The sequence below is a fragment of the Micromonospora sp. WMMD1076 genome, assembly GCF_029581475.1.
Taxonomy (GTDB): domain Bacteria; phylum Actinomycetota; class Actinomycetes; order Mycobacteriales; family Micromonosporaceae; genus Micromonospora; species Micromonospora aurantiaca.
In genome coordinates, this window is record NZ_CP120862.1 from 4,780,744 (window position 1) to 4,801,389 (window position 20,646).

General features: G+C 71.7%; 15 protein-coding genes and 1 riboswitch. Of the genes, 7 read left to right on the forward strand and 8 right to left on the reverse strand.

Annotation, left to right across the window (positions count from 1 at the left end; genetic code table 11):
- Window positions 1-35: 35 nt before the first annotated feature.
- Window positions 36-890 (reverse strand): helix-turn-helix domain-containing protein, encoded by an 855-nt coding sequence (locus O7622_RS22495; protein WP_282310180.1) that lies wholly within the window; start codon window positions 888-890, stop codon window positions 36-38.
- Window positions 891-1,042: 152 nt separating this feature from the next.
- Between O7622_RS22495 and O7622_RS22500 the strand changes: the two genes are divergently transcribed.
- Both O7622_RS22500 and O7622_RS22505 read left to right on the forward strand, forming a co-directional pair.
- The gene (locus O7622_RS22500) at window positions 1,043-1,933 is read left to right on the forward strand and encodes an alpha/beta hydrolase (RefSeq protein WP_282310181.1); all 891 of its coding nucleotides are present in this window, start codon (window positions 1,043-1,045) and stop codon (window positions 1,931-1,933) included.
- Window positions 1,934-2,400: 467 nt separating this feature from the next.
- Window positions 2,401-2,997: a dihydrofolate reductase family protein gene (locus tag O7622_RS22505; RefSeq protein WP_282310182.1), complete on the forward strand. Its 597-nt coding sequence runs from the start codon at window positions 2,401-2,403 to the stop codon at window positions 2,995-2,997.
- Between the two features lie 68 nt (window positions 2,998-3,065).
- Here the strand turns inward: O7622_RS22505 and O7622_RS22510 are convergent, their stop codons facing one another.
- On the reverse strand, window positions 3,066-4,043 hold the full coding sequence (locus O7622_RS22510; RefSeq protein ID WP_282310183.1) for an SDR family NAD(P)-dependent oxidoreductase: 978 nt from the start codon (window positions 4,041-4,043) through the stop codon (window positions 3,066-3,068).
- Window positions 4,044-4,128: 85 nt separating this feature from the next.
- On the opposite strand from O7622_RS22510, the gene O7622_RS22515 reads away from it, so the two are divergent.
- The 4 genes from O7622_RS22515 to meaB all read left to right on the forward strand — a co-directional run bounded on the left by O7622_RS22515 (window position 4,129) and on the right by meaB (window position 10,810).
- Window positions 4,129-5,082 (forward strand): AraC family transcriptional regulator, encoded by a 954-nt coding sequence (locus O7622_RS22515; RefSeq protein ID WP_282310184.1) that lies wholly within the window; start codon window positions 4,129-4,131, stop codon window positions 5,080-5,082.
- 588 nt (window positions 5,083-5,670) lie between these two features.
- Complete coding sequence (locus tag O7622_RS22520; protein WP_282310185.1) at window positions 5,671-7,527, forward strand: methylmalonyl-CoA mutase family protein; 1,857 nt, start codon at window positions 5,671-5,673, stop codon at window positions 7,525-7,527.
- The gene (gene scpA, locus O7622_RS22525) at window positions 7,527-9,746 is read left to right on the forward strand and encodes a methylmalonyl-CoA mutase (RefSeq protein WP_282310186.1); all 2,220 of its coding nucleotides are present in this window, start codon (window positions 7,527-7,529) and stop codon (window positions 9,744-9,746) included. The genes O7622_RS22520 and scpA overlap by 1 nt, the downstream gene beginning before the upstream one ends.
- 5 nt (window positions 9,747-9,751) lie before the next feature.
- Window positions 9,752-10,810: a methylmalonyl Co-A mutase-associated GTPase MeaB gene (gene meaB, locus O7622_RS22530; protein ID WP_282310187.1), complete on the forward strand. Its 1,059-nt coding sequence runs from the start codon at window positions 9,752-9,754 to the stop codon at window positions 10,808-10,810.
- On the opposite strand, the gene O7622_RS22535 is transcribed toward meaB, so the two are convergent.
- Genes O7622_RS22535 through aceA form a run of 3 tightly spaced genes read right to left on the reverse strand, consistent with a single transcriptional unit; the run spans window position 10,737 to window position 14,130 of the window.
- Window positions 10,737-11,213 (reverse strand): hypothetical protein, encoded by a 477-nt coding sequence (locus O7622_RS22535; RefSeq protein ID WP_282310188.1) that lies wholly within the window; start codon window positions 11,211-11,213, stop codon window positions 10,737-10,739. The two genes, meaB and O7622_RS22535, sit on opposite strands and share 74 nt — an antisense overlap.
- 38 nt (window positions 11,214-11,251) lie before the next feature.
- Window positions 11,252-12,862 (reverse strand): malate synthase A, encoded by a 1,611-nt coding sequence (gene aceB, locus O7622_RS22540; RefSeq protein WP_282310189.1) that lies wholly within the window; start codon window positions 12,860-12,862, stop codon window positions 11,252-11,254.
- On the reverse strand, window positions 12,859-14,130 hold the full coding sequence (gene aceA / locus O7622_RS22545) for an isocitrate lyase (RefSeq protein ID WP_282310190.1): 1,272 nt from the start codon (window positions 14,128-14,130) through the stop codon (window positions 12,859-12,861). Before aceA ends, aceB begins: the two co-directional genes overlap by 4 nt.
- 221 nt (window positions 14,131-14,351) lie before the next feature.
- Between aceA and O7622_RS22550 the strand changes: the two genes are divergently transcribed.
- Window positions 14,352-15,746 (forward strand): short-chain fatty acyl-CoA regulator family protein, encoded by a 1,395-nt coding sequence (locus O7622_RS22550; protein ID WP_282310191.1) that lies wholly within the window; start codon window positions 14,352-14,354, stop codon window positions 15,744-15,746.
- A gap of 51 nt (window positions 15,747-15,797) precedes the next feature.
- Here the strand turns inward: O7622_RS22550 and metE are convergent, their stop codons facing one another.
- From metE to O7622_RS22565, 3 genes are all read right to left on the reverse strand, one after another.
- Window positions 15,798-18,047 (reverse strand): 5-methyltetrahydropteroyltriglutamate--homocysteine S-methyltransferase, encoded by a 2,250-nt coding sequence (metE, locus tag O7622_RS22555; protein ID WP_282310192.1) that lies wholly within the window; start codon window positions 18,045-18,047, stop codon window positions 15,798-15,800.
- A 114-nt stretch (window positions 18,048-18,161) separates the two neighbouring features.
- Window positions 18,162-18,381: riboswitch (cobalamin riboswitch) on the reverse strand.
- A gap of 167 nt (window positions 18,382-18,548) precedes the next feature.
- Window positions 18,549-19,400 (reverse strand): nuclear transport factor 2 family protein, encoded by an 852-nt coding sequence (locus O7622_RS22560; protein WP_282310193.1) that lies wholly within the window; start codon window positions 19,398-19,400, stop codon window positions 18,549-18,551.
- Window positions 19,401-19,438: 38 nt separating this feature from the next.
- Window positions 19,439-20,512, reverse strand: a complete 1,074-nt coding sequence (locus O7622_RS22565; RefSeq protein ID WP_282310194.1) for a sigma-70 family RNA polymerase sigma factor — start codon at window positions 20,510-20,512, stop codon at window positions 19,439-19,441.
- Window positions 20,513-20,646 lie beyond the last annotated feature (134 nt).

The following is a 20,646-nucleotide window of genomic DNA, read 5'->3' on the forward strand; positions in this document are numbered from 1 at the left end:
GCGGCGGCCAGCCCGCGGAAGCCGACCGGTGGCAGTCACAACGAGTGGGCGAGTCGCGCGAGTCGCTGGTGCGAGATGCTTCCGGGTTCCGCCGACCACAGGATGAGCTGCTGGTCGGGGGCACCGGCGTAGCGGAAGGTGTCCCAGTCGAGCGTGAGTTCGCCGACCAGTGGATGGGTGATCCGCTTGCTGCCGAAGTTCTGGTGCGCGACCCGGTGTTCGGCCCACCAGGTGCGGAAGTCGGCGTCGGCGATGCAGAGTTCGCCGACCAGCTCGGACAGGGCGGGGTCGGACGGGTTGGTGCCCGCCTCCATCCTCAGCACCTCCACGCACGTCCGCGCGACGTCCTCCCAGCCCGGGTAGATCTCGCGCATCGCGGGGTCGGTGAAGACCATCCGTACGTAGTTGCGCTCCCGGTCGGGCACGGCGGCGAAGTCGCGGAGCAGCGTCGCCGCCAGCTGGTTCCAGGCAAGGATGTCGAGCCGGGGTCCGAAGACGAGGGCGGGCGTGCCGGCCAGTTGCCCCACCAGCCGCGCCAGGTGCGGATGGACTCTCGGCCGGGTCGCTCGCCGCCGCGGCCCGACGGGACGGGTCGTCCTGGCGGCCTGGCCGACCAGTCCCTCGACGTACGCGGCCTGGTCAGCGGTGAGCCGAAGCTCACGGACCAGCGCGGCGAGCACTGACTGCGAGGGTGCGAGGCGTCCCTGCTCGATGCGCATGTAGTAGTCGGTGCTGATCGCGGCGAGCTGGGCCACCTCCTCGCGGCGCAGCCCCCGTACCCGACGCCGGGACCGGCCGTGCTCGGGCAGGCCGACCTGCGCGGGCCTCAACTCGCTGCGACGGAGCTTGAGGAACTCGCCGAGCTCACGCAGGTGAAGGGACTCGACCACGCCCCCAATGCTGTCACGGCCGCGACCGCTCAGCCTGGGAAAGATCCCTCCTAGGAAACAGCCCGACCTTCCTGCCGCTCGCCACCGACCGGACAGTGGAATCACGGCCCGCCAGGTGGTGGGCACACCGTACCGACCAGGAGGAATCACCCATGAGGACCGATGTCCGTTTCCTCACCAACGGCCTGCGGCTCGCCGGCCACCTCTACCTGCCCGAGAACGCCGAGGGGCCGCTCGCCGCGATCGTCATCGGTCACCCGACGACCGGGGTGAAGGAGCAGGCACCGGCCGCGTACGCCGCACGCCTGGTCCGGGAGGGCTTCGCCGTCCTGACCTTCGACGCCGCGTTTCAGGGCGAGTCCGAAGGCCGGCCGCGCGGCCTTGAGGATCCGTTCCAGCGTGCCGAGGACTTCCGCGCCGCCGTCTCCTACCTGACCACCCGCGACGAGATCGATCCCGAACGCATCGGCGTCATGGGCATCTGCGGCTCCGGAGCCTACGCCCCCTACGCCGCCCAGACCGACCACCGCATGAAGGCCGTCGCGGGCGTCTCCGGGACCGACGTACCCGGCTTCTTCCGTGGCGCCGACTCCGAAGGCTGGGACCAGATGGTCGCCAGCTCGGGCAAGCTCCGCAGCGCGGAGGCCGCCGGTCAGCCCGCCGCCACCTTCCCGGTCCTCCCGGAGCAGGCAGACGCCGACACCCCGGCCCCGACCGCCGAGTTCGTCGACTACTACAAGACCCCGCGCGGCCGGCATCCCCGTTCCACCGGCGACATGGTCATCCGCAGCGCCGACCTCCTCGACCAGTTCGACTCCTTCGCCGCCGTCGCCAAGATCGCACCCCGCCCGCTCCTCATGATCGCCGGCACCGAGGCCGTCACCCGCGGCTTCTCCGAGAAGGCCGTGGCCGACAGCCCCGGCAACGCCGAACTCTTCCTCGTCGAGCGCGCCACCCACGTCGACCTCTACGACCGCGACGAGTACGTCACCCCCGCCGCCGCCGCCAAACTCGCCGAGTTCTTCCACAAGAACCTCGTCTGACCCGGTGACGGCGCTGGGCCGCCCCGCAGACGCGGCGCGGCCCAGCGCGGGGAGGGGGTCCCCGACGACGGCGTAGCCGGTGCCGGGCCGGGTCGGGCCGGGTCGTGCACCGCCCTGGTGGGCCGCAGCGCCGTTCTCGAACGCTCCCCGAACTCGAACACCTGCACGACGCCGGCTACGACATCCTCACCTACGACATCCGCAACCACGGACGCAGTGGACAAGGCAGCGGTGGCCTCTCCGGGATCGGCCTCCTGGAGTACCCCGACGTCCTCGGTTCGGTGCGGATGCGATGTCCTACCGGAACCTGGTTCGCACATCAGAACTCGTCTCCGGCACGGGCGTCGGATCCGCGGCAGGTGGTTCGTAGAACAGGTAGAGGCAGCCGGCTTCGGCCTCCCGAGCAAGGGAGTCGTGAGCCGGCCCGGTCCTTGACCTGGTTCGATCGACCATCGAGAGGTAACGGCATGGGCAAGCTCATCTACGTGATGAACACGTCGCTTGACGGCTACATCGAGGACGAACGGGGCGCGTTCGACTGGCTCCCCGTCGACGACGAGGTATTCGCGTTCACCACCGACCTGCTGCGGTCCGTTGGCACGTTTCTCTACGGGCGGCGCCTGTACGAGGCGATGGCCGTCTGGGAGACCGACGCCACGCTGGCCGCGCAGTCCGGCCTCATGGCCGACTTCGCGAGCGCCTGGCAGGCGGCCGGCAAAGTCGTGTACTCCACGACCCTCGCCGCGGTGTCAACTACCGACACCCGACTCGAACGCCGCTTCGACCCCGCCGCCGTACGCGAACTGAAGGCCACGGCCAGCGGCGACCTCGCCATCGGAGGTGCCAACCTCGCGGCGGAGGCCTTCAAGGCCGGGCTGGTCGACGAGTGCCAGCTGTTCGTCCTGCCCGTTGTCATCGGCGGGGGCAAGCCAGGGCTGCCGACCGGCATCCGCGCGGACCTCGAACTCCTCGACGAGCGCCGATTCCGGAACGGCGTCGTGCACCTCCGCTACGACACTCTCGGACAGCGACCGACGGCTGACGTAGCCTCGGCTCTCCGGTAAGGCCGCCCACCTCCTGGATCGGCTGCTCGGCCAACTGTTGACGGGCGGATGGCAAACTGCTCGGCCTGTCACCTCGCCGCCCGACGGCGGGCCAGTACCGACTCGGCGTGTTCCCAAAGCCGGTCGGCGGCCGTCGGGTCCATGGCGTGGGCGGCCACTCCGCCGGTTGCCTCTGGACCGCCGGCTACGACATCAGCCTCCTGGTTGTCGTCGAAGTACCGGCCAGTGACGCCCTCGACCAGCGGCGACGCAGCCAGCAGCACGGATGTCGCCGCACCTTGCGCGGGTGACTTGAAGTAGGGCTGCTCTATGCGGTTGCCTGCCTCGTCCATCGCCCCGAACGCGCGCAGCGTCTCGTCGTCCATGTGGCGTTGAAGGTTGGTCGTGATGAAGCCGGGGTTCAGCGCGTTCGCGGTGATCCCGTCCGTGACCCAGCGCCGGGCGATGCCGACGGCGAGCAGCACCTCGGCGGTCTTCGACCGGCCGTACGCTGCCCAGCGGTCGTAGGGCTGCCGCTCGAACTGTGGGTCGTCGAAGTCGAAGGCTTCCCGCAGGTGCGCCCCGGAACTGACGATCACCACCCGTGCCGAGCCGGCGGCGCGGAGGTTGTCGTGCAGACCGCGGATGAGCGCGAAGTGGCCGAGGTAGTTGGTGGCGAGCTGGAGTTCCCAGCCCTCCGAGGTGAGCTGACGGTCGGGGATCGCCATGATGCCCGCGTTGGCGATCAGCGCGTGTACCGGGCCCGCCCAGGTGGCGGCGAACGCGTCGACGGACGTCAGGTCGGCCAGGTCGAGCGCTGCCGCACGGACAGCGCCCGGACCGGGACCGGCGAACTCCGCCACCAGCGCTTCGGCCTGGGCCGGGTTGCGGGTGGCCACGGTGACCTCCGCACCAGCGCGGGCGAGGGCGCGAACGGTCTCGGTGCCGATGCCGGAGGCTCCGCCGGTGACGATCATCCGTCGCCCGCCGAGGTTGACGCCGTCGAGGATCTCCGTAGCGGTGGTCCGGGCGGTGAACGGGGTGCTCAAGCGTGCGGCCTCTGTCATGGGATCCACGGTATGAGCGAGGGCCCTGGACTGCCTATACTCTGGAGTCCGTCACTCTTTAGCGATAGTCCAAAGCGAGGTGGCTATGGATCCCCTGGAGGAGGTGCTCGCGCTGCTCGGCGCGGCAAGCCACGTCTCTGCCGCACTTGTCGCTGGGGGTCGCTGGGCGCTCGGGTTCGAGCCGCCCACCGGCGTCAAGTTCAATGCCGTACGGCGGGGCCGCTGCCTGCTGCAGGTCGAGGGGGAACCGGACCCGGTCGCCCTCGAAACGGGTGACTGCTTCCTGTTGACCCGGTCGCAGGCGTTCACCCTCGCCAGCCACCCCGGCATCCCCACGGAGCCGGCTCAGCCGATCTTCGAGGCGGCGGTCGACGGGGTGGCTCGTGCCGGAGAGGGGGACGAGGTCTTCCTCGTCGGCGGCGCATTTTCCTTCACCGAGCGGGCCCGAGCCCTGCTGCTGGACAGTCTCCCCCCGGTCGTTCACGTACCGGCCGCGACGCCGGAGGCGGAGACCGTCCGGTGGGCCGTCGCAGAAATCGACGTGGAGCTACGGCAGGCGCATCCCGGCGCGAGAGTGGTCGCCGAGCACCTCGCGCTGGTCATGCTCATCCGGATTCTGCGGCTGCGTCTCAGCCAGCGTGCCGCGTCTGGCTGGCTGGCCGGGTTGGCAGATCCGGTGGTCGCCGCGGCCCTGAGGGCGATGCACGGCCGCCCGTCGCACCCGTGGACGGTGGCGGAGCTGGCCGACGCCGCAGCGGTGTCACGCTCGACGCTGGCTGCCCGCTTCAAGAAGGTCGTCGGGCGCGGCCCGCTGGAGTACCTCACCGCCTGGCGGATCGAGTTGGCCGCCGACCGTCTGCGCCGGGGTGAGGATACCGTGGCCGCCATTGCCCGTATGGTCGGCTACGGCTCGGAGAGCGCACTCAGCACAGCCTTCAAGCGCACCACCGGCCTCTCACCCCGCACCTACCGGAGCCGGGCGGCCCGGGATGCCTCAGGTGGGCACGGTGTCGCATCGCGTTCTGTTTCCGATGCATGATGCCGAACTGCCTGAGTTGTGGTCTTCGTTACACCGCCCGCCGATTCGCTGCGTCGCTGGCTGCCTGTCATGGCACCGGCGGCGGCCAGCGGGCAGACTCGGCGCCGTGTCGGCAAGGCGAGCTTCCTCGGCGGGTACAGGGAGACAACATCCTGTGACGTCGGGTCGACGGTGGTTGAAGGCGCGGCGAAGCGGTGTCTACCTGCTGGGCTCGCTGCTCTCCGGGATCGCCACGGTGCTCGCGCACCCGCTGCTGTGGATTCCACGGCTCGCCCGGCTCTGGGCGAACTGGCACCGTGACCGCGCCGGCCGGCTGCTCGGTGCGCCGTTGGCGTCGCGTCCTGCGCTGCGCGCTGCGGGGCGTCGAGCACGGACCGGTCCAGCCACTGTCCGTATCTCCCACGCCCTGCTGTGGCTGCCGGTGAACGCGGTGACCGGTGTGGTGTTCGGCTTGCCCGCGAACAACGCTGTCCACAAGCACATCGGAACTGGGGTACGGCCGGCTGTAGTGTCGCCGCGATGTCCAGCCGGGAGTTGATGTTGTCACAATCCCGGCTTGCTGCGTCGGTCCGCACTTACCATCCCGGCATGACGGTGCCGTCAGAGACACTTCGCCTCGCCGCCGGCTTCCCGGCCGCCACGCACGAGCAGTGGCAGCGACTGGCCCTCGGCGTACTGCGCAAGGCCGGACTCGCCGGCCAGGACGCTTCAGCCGAGGCCGTCGAGGACCTGCTGGCTTGTCGCGGGTACGACGGCCTGGCGCTCGCGCCACTGCACACCGCGGCCGGCTCGACCCCGCTTCCGGGTCCGCCGGGCCTGTTCCCGTACACCCGGGGTGGGCGTGCGGCCGGCGCGGTGGCGGCGGGGTGGGACATCCGGCAGCGGCACGCGGATCCGGATCCGAAGGTGACCGGCGAGACGGTCCGCGCCGATCTGGAGAACGGCGCCACGTCGCTGTGGCTCGTGCTCGGCGAGGGCGGCGTGCTGGTGGACGGGCTGCCGACGACCCTGGACGGGGTCTACCTGGACCTGGCCGCGGTGGTGCTGGATGCCGGGGCCGCCGCGGTCGAAGCGGTGCCGGCCTGGTTCGCGCTGCTCACGGAGCGTGGGGTGCCAGCCTCGGACGTGCGCGGCAACCTGGGTGTGGACCCGCTCGGCTGGCTGGCGCGGACCGGGCGGCGGTGGGAGGGACCGGCCGGCGAGTGGGCCCGCCGGTGCGCGGCCGACTTCCCCGGCTTGCGGGCGATGACTGTCGACGCGACGGCGTATCACGACGCGGGCGGCTCCGACGCGCAGGAACTCGGCTGCGCGCTGGCCGCCGGTGTGGCGTACCTGCGCGAGCTGACCGGTGCCGGGGTGGCCGTGCCGGTCGCGTTCGGGCAGTTGGAGTTCCGGTACGCGGCCACCGCCGACCAGTTCGCCACCATCGCGAAGCTGCGTGCCGCCCGCCGGCTGTGGGCTCGGGTCGCGCAGGTGTGCGGGGTGCCGGAGGCGGGCGCGCAGCGCCAGCACGCGGTGACCTCCACGGCGATGATGACCGCCCGCGACCCGTGGGTGAACATGCTCCGCACGACCCTGGCCTGTTTCGCCGCCGGGGTCGGCGGCGCGGACGCGGTCACCGTGCAGCCGTTCGACGCCTGCCTCGGCCTGCCGGACGGCTTCGCCCGGCGGATCGCGCGCAACACTCATTCGCTGCTGTTGGAGGAGGCGAACGTGGGCCGGGTGGTCGACCCGGCCGGTGGCTCGTGGTATGTCGAGCGGTACACCGAGGAGTTGGCGCGGGCGGCCTGGGAGTGGTTCACCGAGATCGAGCGGGCCGGTGGGATGGGTGCCGCGCTGAGCAGCGGTCTGGTCGCTGACCGGCTGGCCGCGACGTGGCGGCGCAGGGTGGAGAACCTGGCGCATCGCCGGGATCCACTCACCGGCGTCAGTGAGTTCCCGAACCTGGCGGAGCGGCTGCCGGTCCGCCCGCCCGCACCGGCCGCGCCAGCCGGCGGGCTGCCCCGGCACCGGTACGCGGAGGCGTACGAGTCCCTGCGCGACCGGGCCGACGCGCAGGCGGTGAACACCGGCATCCGGCCCACGGTGTTCCTCGCCACCCTCGGCCCGCCAGCGGTGCACAACGCCCGGGCCGGCTTCGCCGCAAACCTCTTCGCAGCCGGTGGAATCGCCACCGCCCGTCCCCCGGCCGGCGACGACGACCCGGCCCGGTTGGCGGCCGAGTTCACCGCCAGCGGCGCGTCGGTCGCCTGCCTGTGCTCGTCGGACCGCACCTATGCCCAGTCGGCGGAACCAGTGGCGCGTGCCCTGAGCGACGCGGGCGCGGTCCGCGTGTGGCTCGCGGGCCCGCCGGCCGACCATCCGGGAGTGGACGGTTACCTGTACGCCGACTGCGATGCCGTGTCGGTGCTGGAGACAACGCTGCGTGACCTGGGGGTGGCGTGATGGGTGCCCGGATTCCCGACTTCTCCGGCGTCGAGCTCGGCGCCCCGCCGGCCGGCGCCGACCTCGGCCGGTGGCGTGCCGCGGTACGCGCCGAGACCGGGAGCGACCCGGACGCGCTGACCTGGCAGACCCCGGAGGGCATCGGCGTCGCACCGCTGTACACCGACGCCGACCGGGCCGGGCTGGACTTCCTCGGCACCTACCCGGGCATGGCCCCGTACCTGCGTGGCCCGTACCCGACCATGTACACCACCCAGCCGTGGACGATCCGCCAGTACGCGGGCTTCTCCACAGCCGAGGAGTCGAACGCGTTCTACCGGCGCAACCTGGCCGCCGGCCAGAAGGGACTGTCGGTCGCCTTCGACCTGCCGACCCACCGGGGGTACGACTCCGACCACCCGCGGGTCGCCGGGGACGTGGGCATGGCAGGGGTGGCGATCGACTCCATCTATGACATGCGGCAGTTGTTCGACGGCATCCCGCTGGACCGGATGAGCGTGTCCATGACGATGAACGGCGCGGTGCTGCCGGTGCTGGCGCTCTACATCGTCGCGGCCGAGGAGCAGGGGGTGGCGCCGGAGCAGCTCTCCGGCACCATCCAGAACGACATCCTCAAGGAGTTCATGGTCCGCAACACCTACATCTATCCGCCGCAGCCGTCGATGCGGATCATCTCCGACATCTTCGCCTACACCTCGGCGCGGATGCCGCGGTTCAACTCGATCTCCATTTCCGGCTACCACATCCAGGAAGCCGGCGCGACCGCCGACCTGGAGCTGGCGTACACCCTCGCGGACGGGGTGGAGTACCTGCGCGCGGGCCGCGACGCCGGATTGGACGTCGACGCGTTCGCCCCCCGGCTGTCGTTCTTCTGGGCCATCGGCATGAACTTCTTCATGGAGGTGGCGAAGCTGCGGGCCGCCCGGCTGCTGTGGGCCCGGCTGGTCCGCGACTTCGAACCGAAGAACCCCAAGTCGCTGAGTCTGCGCGCGCACTGCCAGACCTCCGGCTGGTCGCTGACCGCCCAGGACGTGTTCAACAACGTCGTCCGCACCTGCGTCGAGGCGATGGCCGCCACCCAGGGACACACCCAGTCGCTGCACACCAACGCCCTCGACGAGGCCCTCGCGCTGCCGACCGACTTCTCCGCCCGGATCGCCCGCAACACCCAGCTGCTGCTCCAGCAGGAGTCCGGCACGACGCAGGTGATCGACCCGTGGGGCGGCAGCGCCTACGTCGAGCGGCTGACCCACGACCTGGCCGCCCGCGCCTGGCAGCACATCACCGAGGTCGAGGCGGCCGGCGGAATGGCCCGTGCCATCGACGAGGGCATCCCGAAGCTGCGGGTCGAGGAGGCCGCCGCGCGTACCCAGGCCCGCATCGACTCCGGCCGGCAGCCGGTGATCGGCGTCAACAAGTACCGCCCCGACGCCGACGAGCCGATCGACGTGCTCAAGGTGGACAACCGGGCGGTGCGGGCCCAGCAGGTGGACAAGCTGCGCCGGTTGCGCGCCGAGCGGGACGATGCGACCTGCGGCGCTGCCCTGGAGGCGCTGACCCGGGCGGCCGGCGCCGCGGTCGACGGCACCCGGGGGCCGGGGCTGGACGGCAACCTGCTCGCCCTGGCCGTGGATGCCGCGCGGGCCAAGGCCACAGTCGGTGAGATCTCCGACGCGCTGGAGAAGGTGTACGGGCGGCACGCCGCGCAGATCCGTACCATCTCGGGCGTGTACCGGGACGAGGCAGGTGCGGTCTCCGCGATCGAGCGGGTCCGTGCCGCCACCGCTGCGTTCGCCACCGCCGAGGGCCGCCAGCCGCGCATCCTGGTGGCCAAGATGGGCCAGGACGGCCACGACCGTGGCCAGAAGGTGATCGCCACCGCTTTCGCCGATCTCGGCTTCGACGTCGACGTGGGTGCGCTGTTCCAGACTCCGGCCGAGGTGGCCCGGCAGGCGGTCGAGGCCGACGTGCACGTCGTCGGCGTCTCCAGCCTGGCCGCCGGGCACCTGACCCTGGTACCGGCGTTGCGTGACGAACTGGCCGCCCTGGACCGCGACGACATCATGATCATCGTCGGCGGTGTGATCCCACCTCAGGATTTCGACGCGTTGCGCGCGGCCGGTGCAACGGCGATCTTCCCGCCGGGCACCGTGATCGCCGAGGCCGCGCTGGATCTGCTCGCCGAGTTGTCCCGGCGGCTCGGCCACTCGGCGGCGTGAGCGGCATGCGCGCTCCCGCCGTCGAGGCGTACGTCGACGGGGTACGTGCCGGCTCGCGGGCGTGGATCGCCCGGGCCATCACCCTGGTCGAGTCCACCCGGGCCGATCACCGGGCGGCGGCCCAGCGGCTGCTGGTGGCTCTCACCCCGCACGCGGGCGGCGCCTGCCGGGTCGGCATCACCGGGGTACCCGGGGTCGGCAAGTCCACATTCATCGACGCCCTCGGCAGCCGGCTCACCGCTGCCGGGCACCGGGTGGCGGTGCTCGCGGTCGACCCGTCGTCCACCCGCACCGGCGGCAGCATCCTCGGCGACAAGACCCGGATGGCGCGGCTCGCCACCGACCCGGCCGCGTTCGTCCGTCCCTCGCCGACCGCCGGCACCCTCGGTGGCGTCGCCAGGGCCACTCGTGAGGCGATCGTGGTCGTCGAGGCCGCCGGCTACGACGTGGTCCTGGTGGAGACCGTCGGCGTCGGCCAGTCCGAGATCGCCGTGGCGGAGATGGTCGACTCGTTCCTGCTGCTCACGCTCGCCCGCACCGGGGACCAACTCCAGGGCATCAAGAAGGGCGTGCTGGAACTGGCCGACGTCATCGCCGTCAACAAGGCCGACGGGCCGCACACGAGTGACGCCCGCCGCGCGGCCCGCGAACTCGCCGGGGCACTGCGCCTGATCCACCCACCGGACGGCGGATGGCAGCCGCCGGTGGTCACCTGCAGCGCGGTGGAGGAGACCGGCCTGGACGAGGTGTGGCGGCAGATTCGCCACCACCGGGACACGCTGGTCACCTCCGGCGATCTGGCCGAGCGGCGCCGGCGGCAGCAGATCGGCTGGGTCTGGGCGATGGTCCGGGCCGAGCTGCTCGACCGGCTCCGCACGCATCCCAGGGTGCGGGCGCTCGCGCCCGAGGTGGAGCGGCAGGTCGCCGACGGCACGCTCACCCCGGCACTCGCCGCCGAGCATCTGCTGGCCGCCTTCGCCGAACCGCCCGTCACACCGGGCACACCACCAGGCCCGCCGCCACCGGATAGCGGTACTCCAGGTCCCCGGCCGGCGTCCGGCTGAGCATCGGTGCGAGCAGTTCCAGCAGGCGCCCGCTGACGGGGGCGGGCAGTGGCCGCCCGGCCAGCCGCCGCGCCAGGTCGGCTTCGTCAGCCGCCCTGACCGACCGGCCGCCGGTCACCATCGTCACGTCGGCCGGCAAGCCCATCTCCGCCAGGACGCCGGCGACGAGCAGGTGCCGCGGCGGCTGCCTGACCGCCGGTCCGCCGGTGAGCGCCGCGAGAACCTGCTCGTGCGGTGCCGGCGTGCCGGCGTCCTCGGCGCAGAGCAGCAGCCGGCCCGCGTGCAGCACCATCGCCCGCAACGCCGCCGGCAGGTCGCGGTGGTGGCGTAGCGCGCCGGCGCTGACCACCACGTCGTGGCGCGCGAGGGCCGCCTCCGGCCAGCGGGCCCGCGCCGGGTCCACCGCGACGATCTTCCCGGCTCCCTGGAGGCCGAGCGCGGTCAGCCGGCCGACCCGCCGGGTCCACGACCCGGGCCGAGGTGCCGGGCGTACGCGCCGGTGGTGAAGAACGCCGGCAGGTCCTCCCCCAGCGCGGTGTCCTCGACGATCCGTGCGGCCTGCCCGGCGCGCTCACACCCGTCGTCGTCGCGGTGGGCGGTCAGGTCACCCAGTTCCTCGGCGAGGATTGACCGCACGAGGTCGTGGGTGACGCAGCCGCCGCCGGCCAGCGGCGTGCCGTGATGGAGCCACTGCCAGACCTGGCAGCGGGCGATCTCGGCGGTGGCGGCGTCCTCCATCAGGTTCCTCAGTGCGACCGCGCCGGTCCCGCCGAGCCAGGCGTCGACGTAGCGCAGCGCGACGGCGATGTTCGACCGCAGTCCGGCGGCGGTGACCTGGCCGGGCGTCTTGTCGACGGCGAGCAGGTCGGCGGCGGTGACGCTGACGTCGTCGCGAGGCCGGTCGAGCTGGTTCGGGCGCTCACCCAGCACCGCGTCGAACTCCTCCCGGCACGTATCGACCAGGCCCGGGTGCGCGACCCACGATCCGTCGAAGCCGTCGCCGGCCTCCCGCCGCTTGTCCGCCCGCACCCGGCCGAACGCGACCTCGTTGACCTCCGGATCCCGGCTGGGAATGAACGCGGCCATCCCGCCGATCGCGTGTGCGCCACGGCGGTGACAGGTGCTGACCAGCAGTTCGGTATAGGCACGCATGAACGGCACGGTCATGGTGACCTCGGCGCGGTCCGGCAGGACGAAGTCCGGCCACTGACCGAAGTTCTTGATGATGCTGAAGATGTAGTCCCACCGGCCCGCGTTCAGCCCGGCCGAGTGCTCGCGCAGTTCGTAGAGGATCTCCTCCATCTCGAAGGCCGCGGTGATGGTCTCGATCAGGGTGGTGGCCCGGATGGTTCCCTGCGGCAGGCCGAGGTACCGCTGGGCGAAGACGAAGACGTCGTTCCACAGCCGCGCCTCGCGGTGGTCCTCCAGCTTGGGGAGGTAGAAGTAGGGCCCGGCGCCGGCGTCGAGCTGCCGGCGCGCGCAGTGGAACAGGTACAGGCCGAAGTCGACCAGGCTGGCGGAGATCGGCCGTCCGTCCACGGCGATGCCCTTCTCCACGAGGTGCCAGCCGCGCGGCCGGACCACGATCGTGGCCAGGTCGTCGCCGAGGGCGTACCGCTTGCCGCGCGGGTCGGTGAAGTCGATCCGCCGGTCCAGCGCGTCGATCAGGTTGAGCTGCCCGGAGATGACGTTGTGCCAGGTGGGGGCGGTGGCGTCCTCGAAGTCGGCCAGCCACACCTTCGCGCCGGAATTGAGCGCGTTGATCGTCATCTTCCGGTCGGTCGGTCCGGTGATCTCGACCCGCCGGTCGACCAGTCCGGGCGCCGGTGGGGCGACCTGCCAGGTGTGGTCGGCACGGATCGCGGCGGTCTCCGGGAGGAAGTCGGGCAGCTGGCCGGTGGCGTACCGGTCGCGGCGGGCCCTGCGGGTGTCCAGCAGCGCCACCCGGCGGGCGGCGTACTCGCTGTCCAGCGCGACCAGGAACTCCAGCGCCTCGGCGGTGAGGACCTCGTCGAACCGGTCGGCCGGCGGGCCGATGACCTCGTACCTCATGCGAACTGCTCCTCCTCCGTGGAGCCGCGCAGCGCGGTGGTCTCGGCGGCCGGGTTGAGCACGGTGCTGATCAGGTCGAAGTAGCCGGTGCCCACCTCGCGCTGGTGCTTGACCGCGGTGTAGCCGGACGGCTCCGCGGCGAACTCGCGCTCCTGCAGCGCCACGTACGCGGACATGCCCTCGGTCGCGTAGCCGCGGGCCAGGTCGAACATCGAGTGGTTGAGGGCATGGAAGCCGGCCAGGGTGATGAACTGGAACTTGTACCCCATGTGGCCGAGCTCCCGCTGGAACTTGGCGATGGTCGCGTCGTCGAGGTGCTTGCGCCAGTTGAACGACGGCGAGCAGTTGTAGGCCAGCAACTGGTCCGGGTACTCGGACTTGATCGCCTCGGCGAAGCGGCGGGCGACCTCCAGGTCCGGGGTGCTGGTCTCCATCCACAGCAGGTCCGCGTGCGGGGCGTAGGCCAGCCCGCGGGCGATGCACGGTTCGAGCCCGTTGCGTACGCGGTAGAAGCCCTCGGCGGTCCGCTCGCCGGTGACGAACGGCCGGTCCCGCTCGTCGACGTCGGTGGTGAGCAACGTGGCGGCCTGCGCGTCGGTGCGGGCGATGACCACCGACGGCACCGCGGCGACATCCGCGGCCAGCCGCGCTGCTTCGAGGGTACGGATGTGCTGGCCGGTCGGGACGAGCACCTTCCCGCCGAGGTGGCCGCACTTCTTCTCCGCCGCGAGCTGGTCCTCCCAGTGCACTCCCGCCGCGCCCGCCGCGATCATCGCGGTCATCAGCTCGTAGGCGTTGAGCGGGCCGCCGAAGCCGGCCTCGGCGTCGGCGACGATCGGCGCCAGCCAGTCGGTCCCGGTGGTGTCGCCCTCGGCGGTGGTGATCTGGGCGGCACGCAGCAGCGCGTTGTTGATCCGGCGCACCACCGCCGGCACCGAGTTGGCCGGGTAGAGGCTCTGGTCGGGATAGGTGTGCCCGGCCAGGTTGGCGTCCGCGGCCACCTGCCACCCGGACAGGTAGATCGCCTTCAGCCCGGCCCGGACCATCTGCACGGCCTGGTTGCCGGTGAGCGCACCCAGCGCGTGGACGTAGTCCTCGCTGTGCAGCAGCCGCCACAGCCGCTCCGCTCCGTGCCGGGCCAGCGTGTGTTCCTCCTGGATCGCTCCGCGCAGCCGCACCACGTCCTCCGCACGGTAGCTACGACGGATCCCCTGCCAGCGCGGACCGGTCTCCCACTCGGCACACAACTGCTCCGCGGCGTTCTGCATGATGTCGTCCCCTCGGGTGTCGATACCCCGGCGATCCGGCTGCCGCACGGCGGCGGCGAACCTTGCTGCCGGTCCGGTGTGCCGCAACGGTCACACGACGCCGATGACGGGTCGAGGGACGGAAAAAGCCAAGTTCTGGGAATTTTCCGCCCGACCTTGCGAAGTTGCGAAGGGATATGTTGGCAACCTGCCAACAACCCGGCCGGGGAACGATCAGGGAGGTGAGGACGATCGCCAAGACCTTCGCGGGTGCCCGGCTGCGCCGGATGCGCGAGGACCGGGCGCTGAGCCAGTCGCACCTGGCCCGCCTGCTGAGCATCTCACCCAGCTATCTGAACCAGATCGAACACGACGCCCGGCCGCTGACCGTCCCGGTGCTGATGCGCATCACCGAGGTGTTCGGTGTCGACCCGACCGTCTTCGCCCCCCGCGACACGCCCAGGCTGGTCGCCGGTCTACGCGAGGCGCTTCCCGGCCGGGCGGGCATCGCCGACCTCACCGAACTCGCGACCCGGCTGCCCGAGGCCGCCGAAGCGGTCATCGAGCTGTACCGGCGATACCGGCAGGCGGACGAGCAACTCGCCGAGCTGCTGGGTGACCGGGAGACACTCGGCCGGAGTCCGCACGACCAGGTGACCGAGTTCTTCTACCGCCGGCAGAACTACGTACCCGACCTGGACGAGGCCGCGGAGCGCCTCGCCGCGGACATCGGACTCCGCCGTGGCGAGGTCCGCGCCGCACTGCAGGACCGGCTGGCCGAGCGGCACGGCGTCCACGTCCGCCGCGACGACGCCACCTCCCTCGGCGACGAACTGCACCGTTACCGCCCGCAGACCCGCACCCTGCACCTGTCGTCCTCGCTGCGGGCCGGGCAGGAGGCCATGCGGATGGCGGCGCAGATCGCGCTGCTCGAGTACGCCGACGTGATGGACGAGATCGTGGAGGAGGAGCGCTTCGACGACGTCCAGACCCAGATCCTCACCCGTGTCGGACTGGCGAACTACTTCGCCGCCGCGCTCATCCTGCCGTACGAGCAGTTCCTGGCGGCGGCCGAGCAACGCCGGTACGACATCGACCTGCTCACCCAGCACTTCGCCATGGGCTGGGAGACGGTGTGCCACCGGCTCAGCACCCTGCAACGCCCTCGCGCGCGCGGGGTGCCGTTCTCCTTCGTCCGGGTCGACCGGGCCGGCAACATGTCCAAACGCCAGTCCGCGACCGGCTTTCCGTTCTCCCACACCGGTGGAACCTGCCCGCTGTGGAACGTCTACGAGGCGTTCAGCTCGCCCGGCCGGGTCGTCGTCCAGGTCGCGGCGATGCCCGACAGCCAACGCTACCTGTGGATCGCCCGCACCATCACCCGCCACCACGGCGGCTACAACCAGCCCGGCAAGGTCTACGCCGTCGGCCTGGGCTGCGAGACGCGGCACGCCGACCGGTTGGTCTACTCCGCCGGGATGGACCTGCACGCGGCGGAAGCTGCCACGCCGATCGGCCCGGGCTGCAAGACCTGCGAGCGGATGACCTGCCCGCAACGGGCCGCCGCGCCGATCAGCCGCCGGCTCGACGTCGACGAGAACCGCAGCACCTTCATCCCGTACCCCCTCAAGGGCTGAGCCGGGCCCGGGCCGGGCGGAACGGCGCGGCGTTCCGCCCGGCCCGGCGGCTCAGCGTCCGCGTAGCTCGGCCGCGGCGGCGACCAGGTGCTGGAGGGACGCCTCGACCTCGGGATAGCCGCGCGTCTTGAGGCCGCAGTCGGGGTTCACCCACAGCCTTTCGGCCGGCACCGCGGTCACGGCCCGGCGCAGCGCGCCGACGACCTCGTCGTGGGACGGCACCCGGGGTGAGTGGATGTCCCAGACGCCGGGCCCCACACCCCTGCGGTATCCGATCGCGGCGAGGTCGTCGAGGACCTCCATCCGGGAGCGGGATGCCTCGATGCTTGTGACGTCGGCGTCGAGGGCGTCGATGGCCGTGATCACCTCCCCGAACTCGGAGTAGCACAGGTGGGTGTGGATCTGGGTGTCGTCGGCGACGCCGCAGGTGGCCAGGCGGAACGCCCCGACTGCCCAGTCCAGGTACGCCCTGTGGTCCGCTCTGCGCAGTGGCAGCGTCTCACGCAGCGCCGGCTCGTCGACCTGGATGACGCGGATGCCGGCTGCCTCGAGATCGCGGCACTCGTCGCGCAGGGCGAGCGCGACCTGGTCCGCGGTGTCTGCGAGTGGTTGGTCGCTGCGGACGAACGACCAGGCCAGGATCGTGACCGGGCCGGTGAGCATGCCCTTGACCGGCCGGTCCGTCAGGGACTGCGCGTAGGTGGACCAGTCGACGGTCATCGGTGCCCTGCGGGCCACGTCGCCGTAGATGATGGGCGGACGCACGCATCGGGAGCCGTAGGACTGCACCCAGCCGTGCTCGGTGGCGGCGAACCCGTCCAGTTGCTCGCCGAAGTACTGGACCATGTCGTTCCGTTCCGGCTCGCCATGCACGAGCACGTCCAGGCCCAGCCGCTCCTGAAGCCGGATGACGTGCTCGACCTCGGCGCGCATCCGCCGGGTGTAGGCGGTGTCGTCGAGGCGCCCGGCACGATGCTCGGCACGCGCACGGCGCAGCTCGTCGGTCTGCGGGAACGATCCGATGGTCGTGGTCGGCAGGGGTGGCAGGTTCAGCCGGGCCTGCTGTGCCGCCGCTCGCTCCGGGTAGGCACCGCGCTGCCGATCCGCGGTGCGCAACGCGGCGAGCCGGCCGCGTACGGTGTCGTCGCGCCATGCGGCCGGGGTGGGCGGCAGCGGCTCGGGCAGGGACGTGGTGCCGTTCCGCAGTGCTCGGCTCAGCCGGACGACCTCGTCGACCTTCTGCCGGGCGAAGGCGAGCCGCTGACGCAGCGCCGGGTCGAGAGCGGTCTCGGCGGACAGGTCCACCGGCACGTGCAGCAGCGAGCACGAGGTGGACACGGCGACGTGGTCGGCGAGCCCGGTGACGGCGGCACCAGCCGCCACGGCGGCGCGCAGGTCGGTACACCAGACGTTGCGGCCGTCGACGAGGCCGGCGACGATCGTCTTGCCGCGCAGCGGTCCCGCACCGGCCAGCCGCCGCAGGTTGCCAGGCCCGGCAACCAGATCCACACCGACCGCTTCGACCGGCGTGGCGAGCAGGGCGGGCAGCGCGTCACCGAGTTCGCCGAAGTAGGTGGCGACGAAGATCGCCGGCCGCTGTTCCACAGCGCCGAGCCGGGTGTACGCCTCCCGCAGCGCGTCGATCTCGGCGGTGCTCCGGTCGGCGACGTAGGCGGGCTCGTCCAGCTGCACCCATCGCACACCCGCCGCAGCGAGGGAACGCAGGATGTCGGCGTACACGCCGACCAGGTCGGTCAGCCGCTCGAACGGTTCACCGCCCGCCTCGGTGGGCTTGGCCAGGAGCAGGAACGTGGCCGGCCCGACCAGCACCGGCCGGCTGTCGATTCCCAGCTCGCGGGCCTCGCGGTGCTCGCGCAGCGCCTTGTCGGGATTCGCCGCGAAGGTGGTGTCGGAGCCGATCTCGGGGACCAGATAATGGTAGTTGGTGTCGAACCACTTCGTCAGTTCGAGCGCCGGCTCGGCGTCGACGCCCCGGGCCATCGCGAAGTAGGTGTCCAGATCGCCGAGGCCGAGGCGGGCGAACCGGTGCGGGATCGCGCCGACAGCGACGGCCGTGTCGAGCACGTGGTCGTAGTAGGAGAACGTGTTGGACGGGATCGCGTCCAGGCGCGCGTCGCGCAGCGTCCGCCAGACATCCGCCCGTAGTGCGGCAGAGGTCGCCGCCAGCTCCTCGGCGTCGATCCGGCCCGCCCAGTAGGCCTCGACGGCCTTCTTGAGTTGCCGGTTGCCGCCGATGCGCGGATAGCCCAGCACGGTGCTCTGACCGAATGCGGTACTCATGGAGATCCTTCCCTCGAAGCACACGAGGCCGATCGGGGCAGGGAGGGAAGGGGTACGGGCGGCGTACCGGCTTCCGCCCCGGCCGTCCCGAGCGGCCGCCGGCGGCGCACACCGGATGGTGTGCGCGGTGCGGGCAGGTCTTCGGACTCGCGGGCACGACCGGATCCACCCGGTCACCTACCGGCCGTCGCTTCCCAGACCTCTCGGTCCAGTGCTTCGTTGACGGCTGTCGTTCCCACTCACCGCTGCGGGGCAGTCCCGGACTCACACCGGGTTCCCTCTTACGACGCCGCACCCGTCACGGGCACGGCGAACCAGCACCGTCATCCATCCTATGGGGTGGTGAGCCGACGTGGTCGGTGCGTCCGTCCTGTTCGGTGTGGAACGAGGCCGGAAGGGTCTCCGCGCCGGCGAGGTCCGCCCGAGGTGTGATGTCCCGCCGGTACGGTGCGGGCGCGCCTTCCGGCCGCCCGCACCGCCCTGACCTCGCACCCGGCGCCGCTACGGACGCAGATCCGTCCGTGCCTTCTCGGTCGAGGGGTCGTACGGGTAGGAGAGGTGCTGGTGGGTCATGAGCCAGGCCCCGTCGCGTCGCCGGAAGACCCGGGTGCCGCGGGACCAGCTCTCGGTCGGCGGGCCGTCGCTCGGGCGTACCGTGACGCGGTTGAGGCCCCACGCGACGGCCAGGTCGCCGTCGACCACGATCGTCAGATCGGGCACGTCCCACGCGACCGCCCCGTCACCCGCTGCCGCCAGACCCGCCGCGCAGACCTCGCGGACCGCCTCCACGCCGACGTGCCGCAGCGGCTGGTCGTGCTCGTACGAGACCACGTCATCGGCGATGGCGTCCATCAGGGCATCGAGGTCCCTGGCCGCGGTGCCGTCGAACCAGCGCTGGTGGAGCCGGCGCACCTCCACCTCGGCGGCGGTGGCGTCCCGGTCGTCGGACTCGGCGGGGTCGGCGAGTGGAAAGGAGTGGTGCTCGTGGGTGACGACCCACAGCCCCTCCTGCTTACGCAGGCCGAGGGTCAGCCGCAGGCGGTTCTCCGGATGCGCGACGAAGTCGCCCGGCGTGCCGCAACGCAACAGCGCGTACGCAAACGCCACGTCCTCGCCGGCCACGACATCCAGCGACTCGATCTCGAACGACGCGCCCTGCGCCTGCCACCGGAAGAACGGCGGCCAGACCTCCCGGTAGGCGTCCAACCCGCGCACGCCCTCGTACGGCGGCGGCACGTCGAACATCACGATGTCCTCGGCATGGTCGGCCAGGACGGCGGCGAGGTCCCCGTGATGGACCGCGGCGGCCCACCGCTCGACCACGGCCCGGATCTGTTCGTCGTTGCTCGGCATGTCGGTTCTGCCCTTCGTGGCTGGTGAGTCCGTCAGGACTACAACCCCGGCCGAACCGTGGACTCATCGCTTCCGCGCGAACTTTCCGACAGCCGGTCCGGCAGGTCGAAGGCGGGCAGGCGCGCGTCGAGGAACGAGACGACCTCGGCCACCCGGCGCCCCCGCAGCACGAGCAGGTCCAGCCCCGCCGGCAGGTAGGCGGCAGCCGCTTCGCTCCACAGGTACGTCCCGAACGCGAGCTGCCCGTTGGCTCGCGTCGGCAGGAACCGCCACCTCCGCCCAGCCGTCACCTCGGCCAGGAAACCGCGGAGTTGCTCGTGGCCCTCGTACCAGACGGCCAGCGGCGGCATCGAGTACCGCGCGTCCGCCGTCAGCATCGCCACGATCGTCTCGACGTCGCCGGACTCCCACGCCGCGGCGTACCGCCTGGCCACCTCCCGCTGTCCGGCGTCGCCCAGCTCGGCGAGGATCCGCTGCTGGCTGCCGGACGGCGTCAGGTCGGCGACGACCCGGCGGGCTCGCTGCATCGCGCTGTTGACCGCGGCGACGGTGGTGACCAGCATCCCGGCGGTCTCCTCGGCGGAGTAACCGAGAACGTCGCGCAGCAGCAGAACGGCACGTTGCCGCGGCGGCAGATGTTGCAGGGCGGCGACGAACGCGAGTTCCATGGTCTCCCTCGCGATCGTGTGGGCCTCCGGATCCGGCGCGACCGACGGGCCCGCAAGGCGGTCCGGATACGGTTCGAGCCAGCTCGCCTCGGCCCGGGGCACACCCTGGGCGGCGAAATCGGTGGGCAGTTCACGCCGCCCGCGCGCGTCGAGGAGCGACAGCGCGCGGTTGGTGGCGATCCGGTAGAGCCATGGCCGGATGGACCCGTGACCCTCGAACCGGTCGACAGCCCGCCACGCCCGGTCCATGGTGTCCTGGACCGCGTCCTCCGCATCGTGGAGGGAACCGAGCATCCGGTAGCAGTGTGCGCGCAGCTCGTCCCGCAGGGGTGCGACCAGACGACTGAAGGCCGCGCCGTCGCCCGCACGCGCCGCCGCCAGCACCCTGGCCGTCGCGTCCTCGCCGGACGGATCGGGTTCCGCCCATGGTTCGCCCTGTCCCATCCGCCTCAATCTACTGCCGGGCACCGTTCGCACCACGGGACGCCGCCACCGGACCGATGATGTTCAGAATGCCCCGGGCCTCACCCTCATCGATCTCCCGCCCTGGGCGGCACCATGAGCTTGGAAGGGCTCAC

Coding starts and splice junctions, on each gene's coding strand:
- aceB (WP_282310189.1), bottom strand. CDS start 12,862: ATGAGGTACGAGGTCATCGGCCCGCCGGCCGACCGGTTCGACGAGGTC.
- scpA (WP_282310186.1), top strand. CDS start 7,527: ATGGGTGCCCGGATTCCCGACTTCTCCGGCGTCGAGCTCGGCGCCCCG.
- O7622_RS22500 (WP_282310181.1), top strand. CDS start 1,043: ATGAGGACCGATGTCCGTTTCCTCACCAACGGCCTGCGGCTCGCCGGC.
- O7622_RS22510 (WP_282310183.1), bottom strand. CDS start 4,043: ATGACAGAGGCCGCACGCTTGAGCACCCCGTTCACCGCCCGGACCACC.
- O7622_RS22505 (WP_282310182.1), top strand. CDS start 2,401: ATGGGCAAGCTCATCTACGTGATGAACACGTCGCTTGACGGCTACATC.
- metE (WP_282310192.1), bottom strand. CDS start 18,047: ATGAGTACCGCATTCGGTCAGAGCACCGTGCTGGGCTATCCGCGCATC.
- O7622_RS22565 (WP_282310194.1), bottom strand. CDS start 20,512: ATGGGACAGGGCGAACCATGGGCGGAACCCGATCCGTCCGGCGAGGAC.
- O7622_RS22520 (WP_282310185.1), top strand. CDS start 5,671: ATGACGGTGCCGTCAGAGACACTTCGCCTCGCCGCCGGCTTCCCGGCC.
- aceA (WP_282310190.1), bottom strand. CDS start 14,130: ATGCAGAACGCCGCGGAGCAGTTGTGTGCCGAGTGGGAGACCGGTCCG.
- meaB (WP_282310187.1), top strand. CDS start 9,752: ATGCGCGCTCCCGCCGTCGAGGCGTACGTCGACGGGGTACGTGCCGGC.
- O7622_RS22515 (WP_282310184.1), top strand. CDS start 4,129: ATGGATCCCCTGGAGGAGGTGCTCGCGCTGCTCGGCGCGGCAAGCCAC.
- O7622_RS22560 (WP_282310193.1), bottom strand. CDS start 19,400: ATGCCGAGCAACGACGAACAGATCCGGGCCGTGGTCGAGCGGTGGGCC.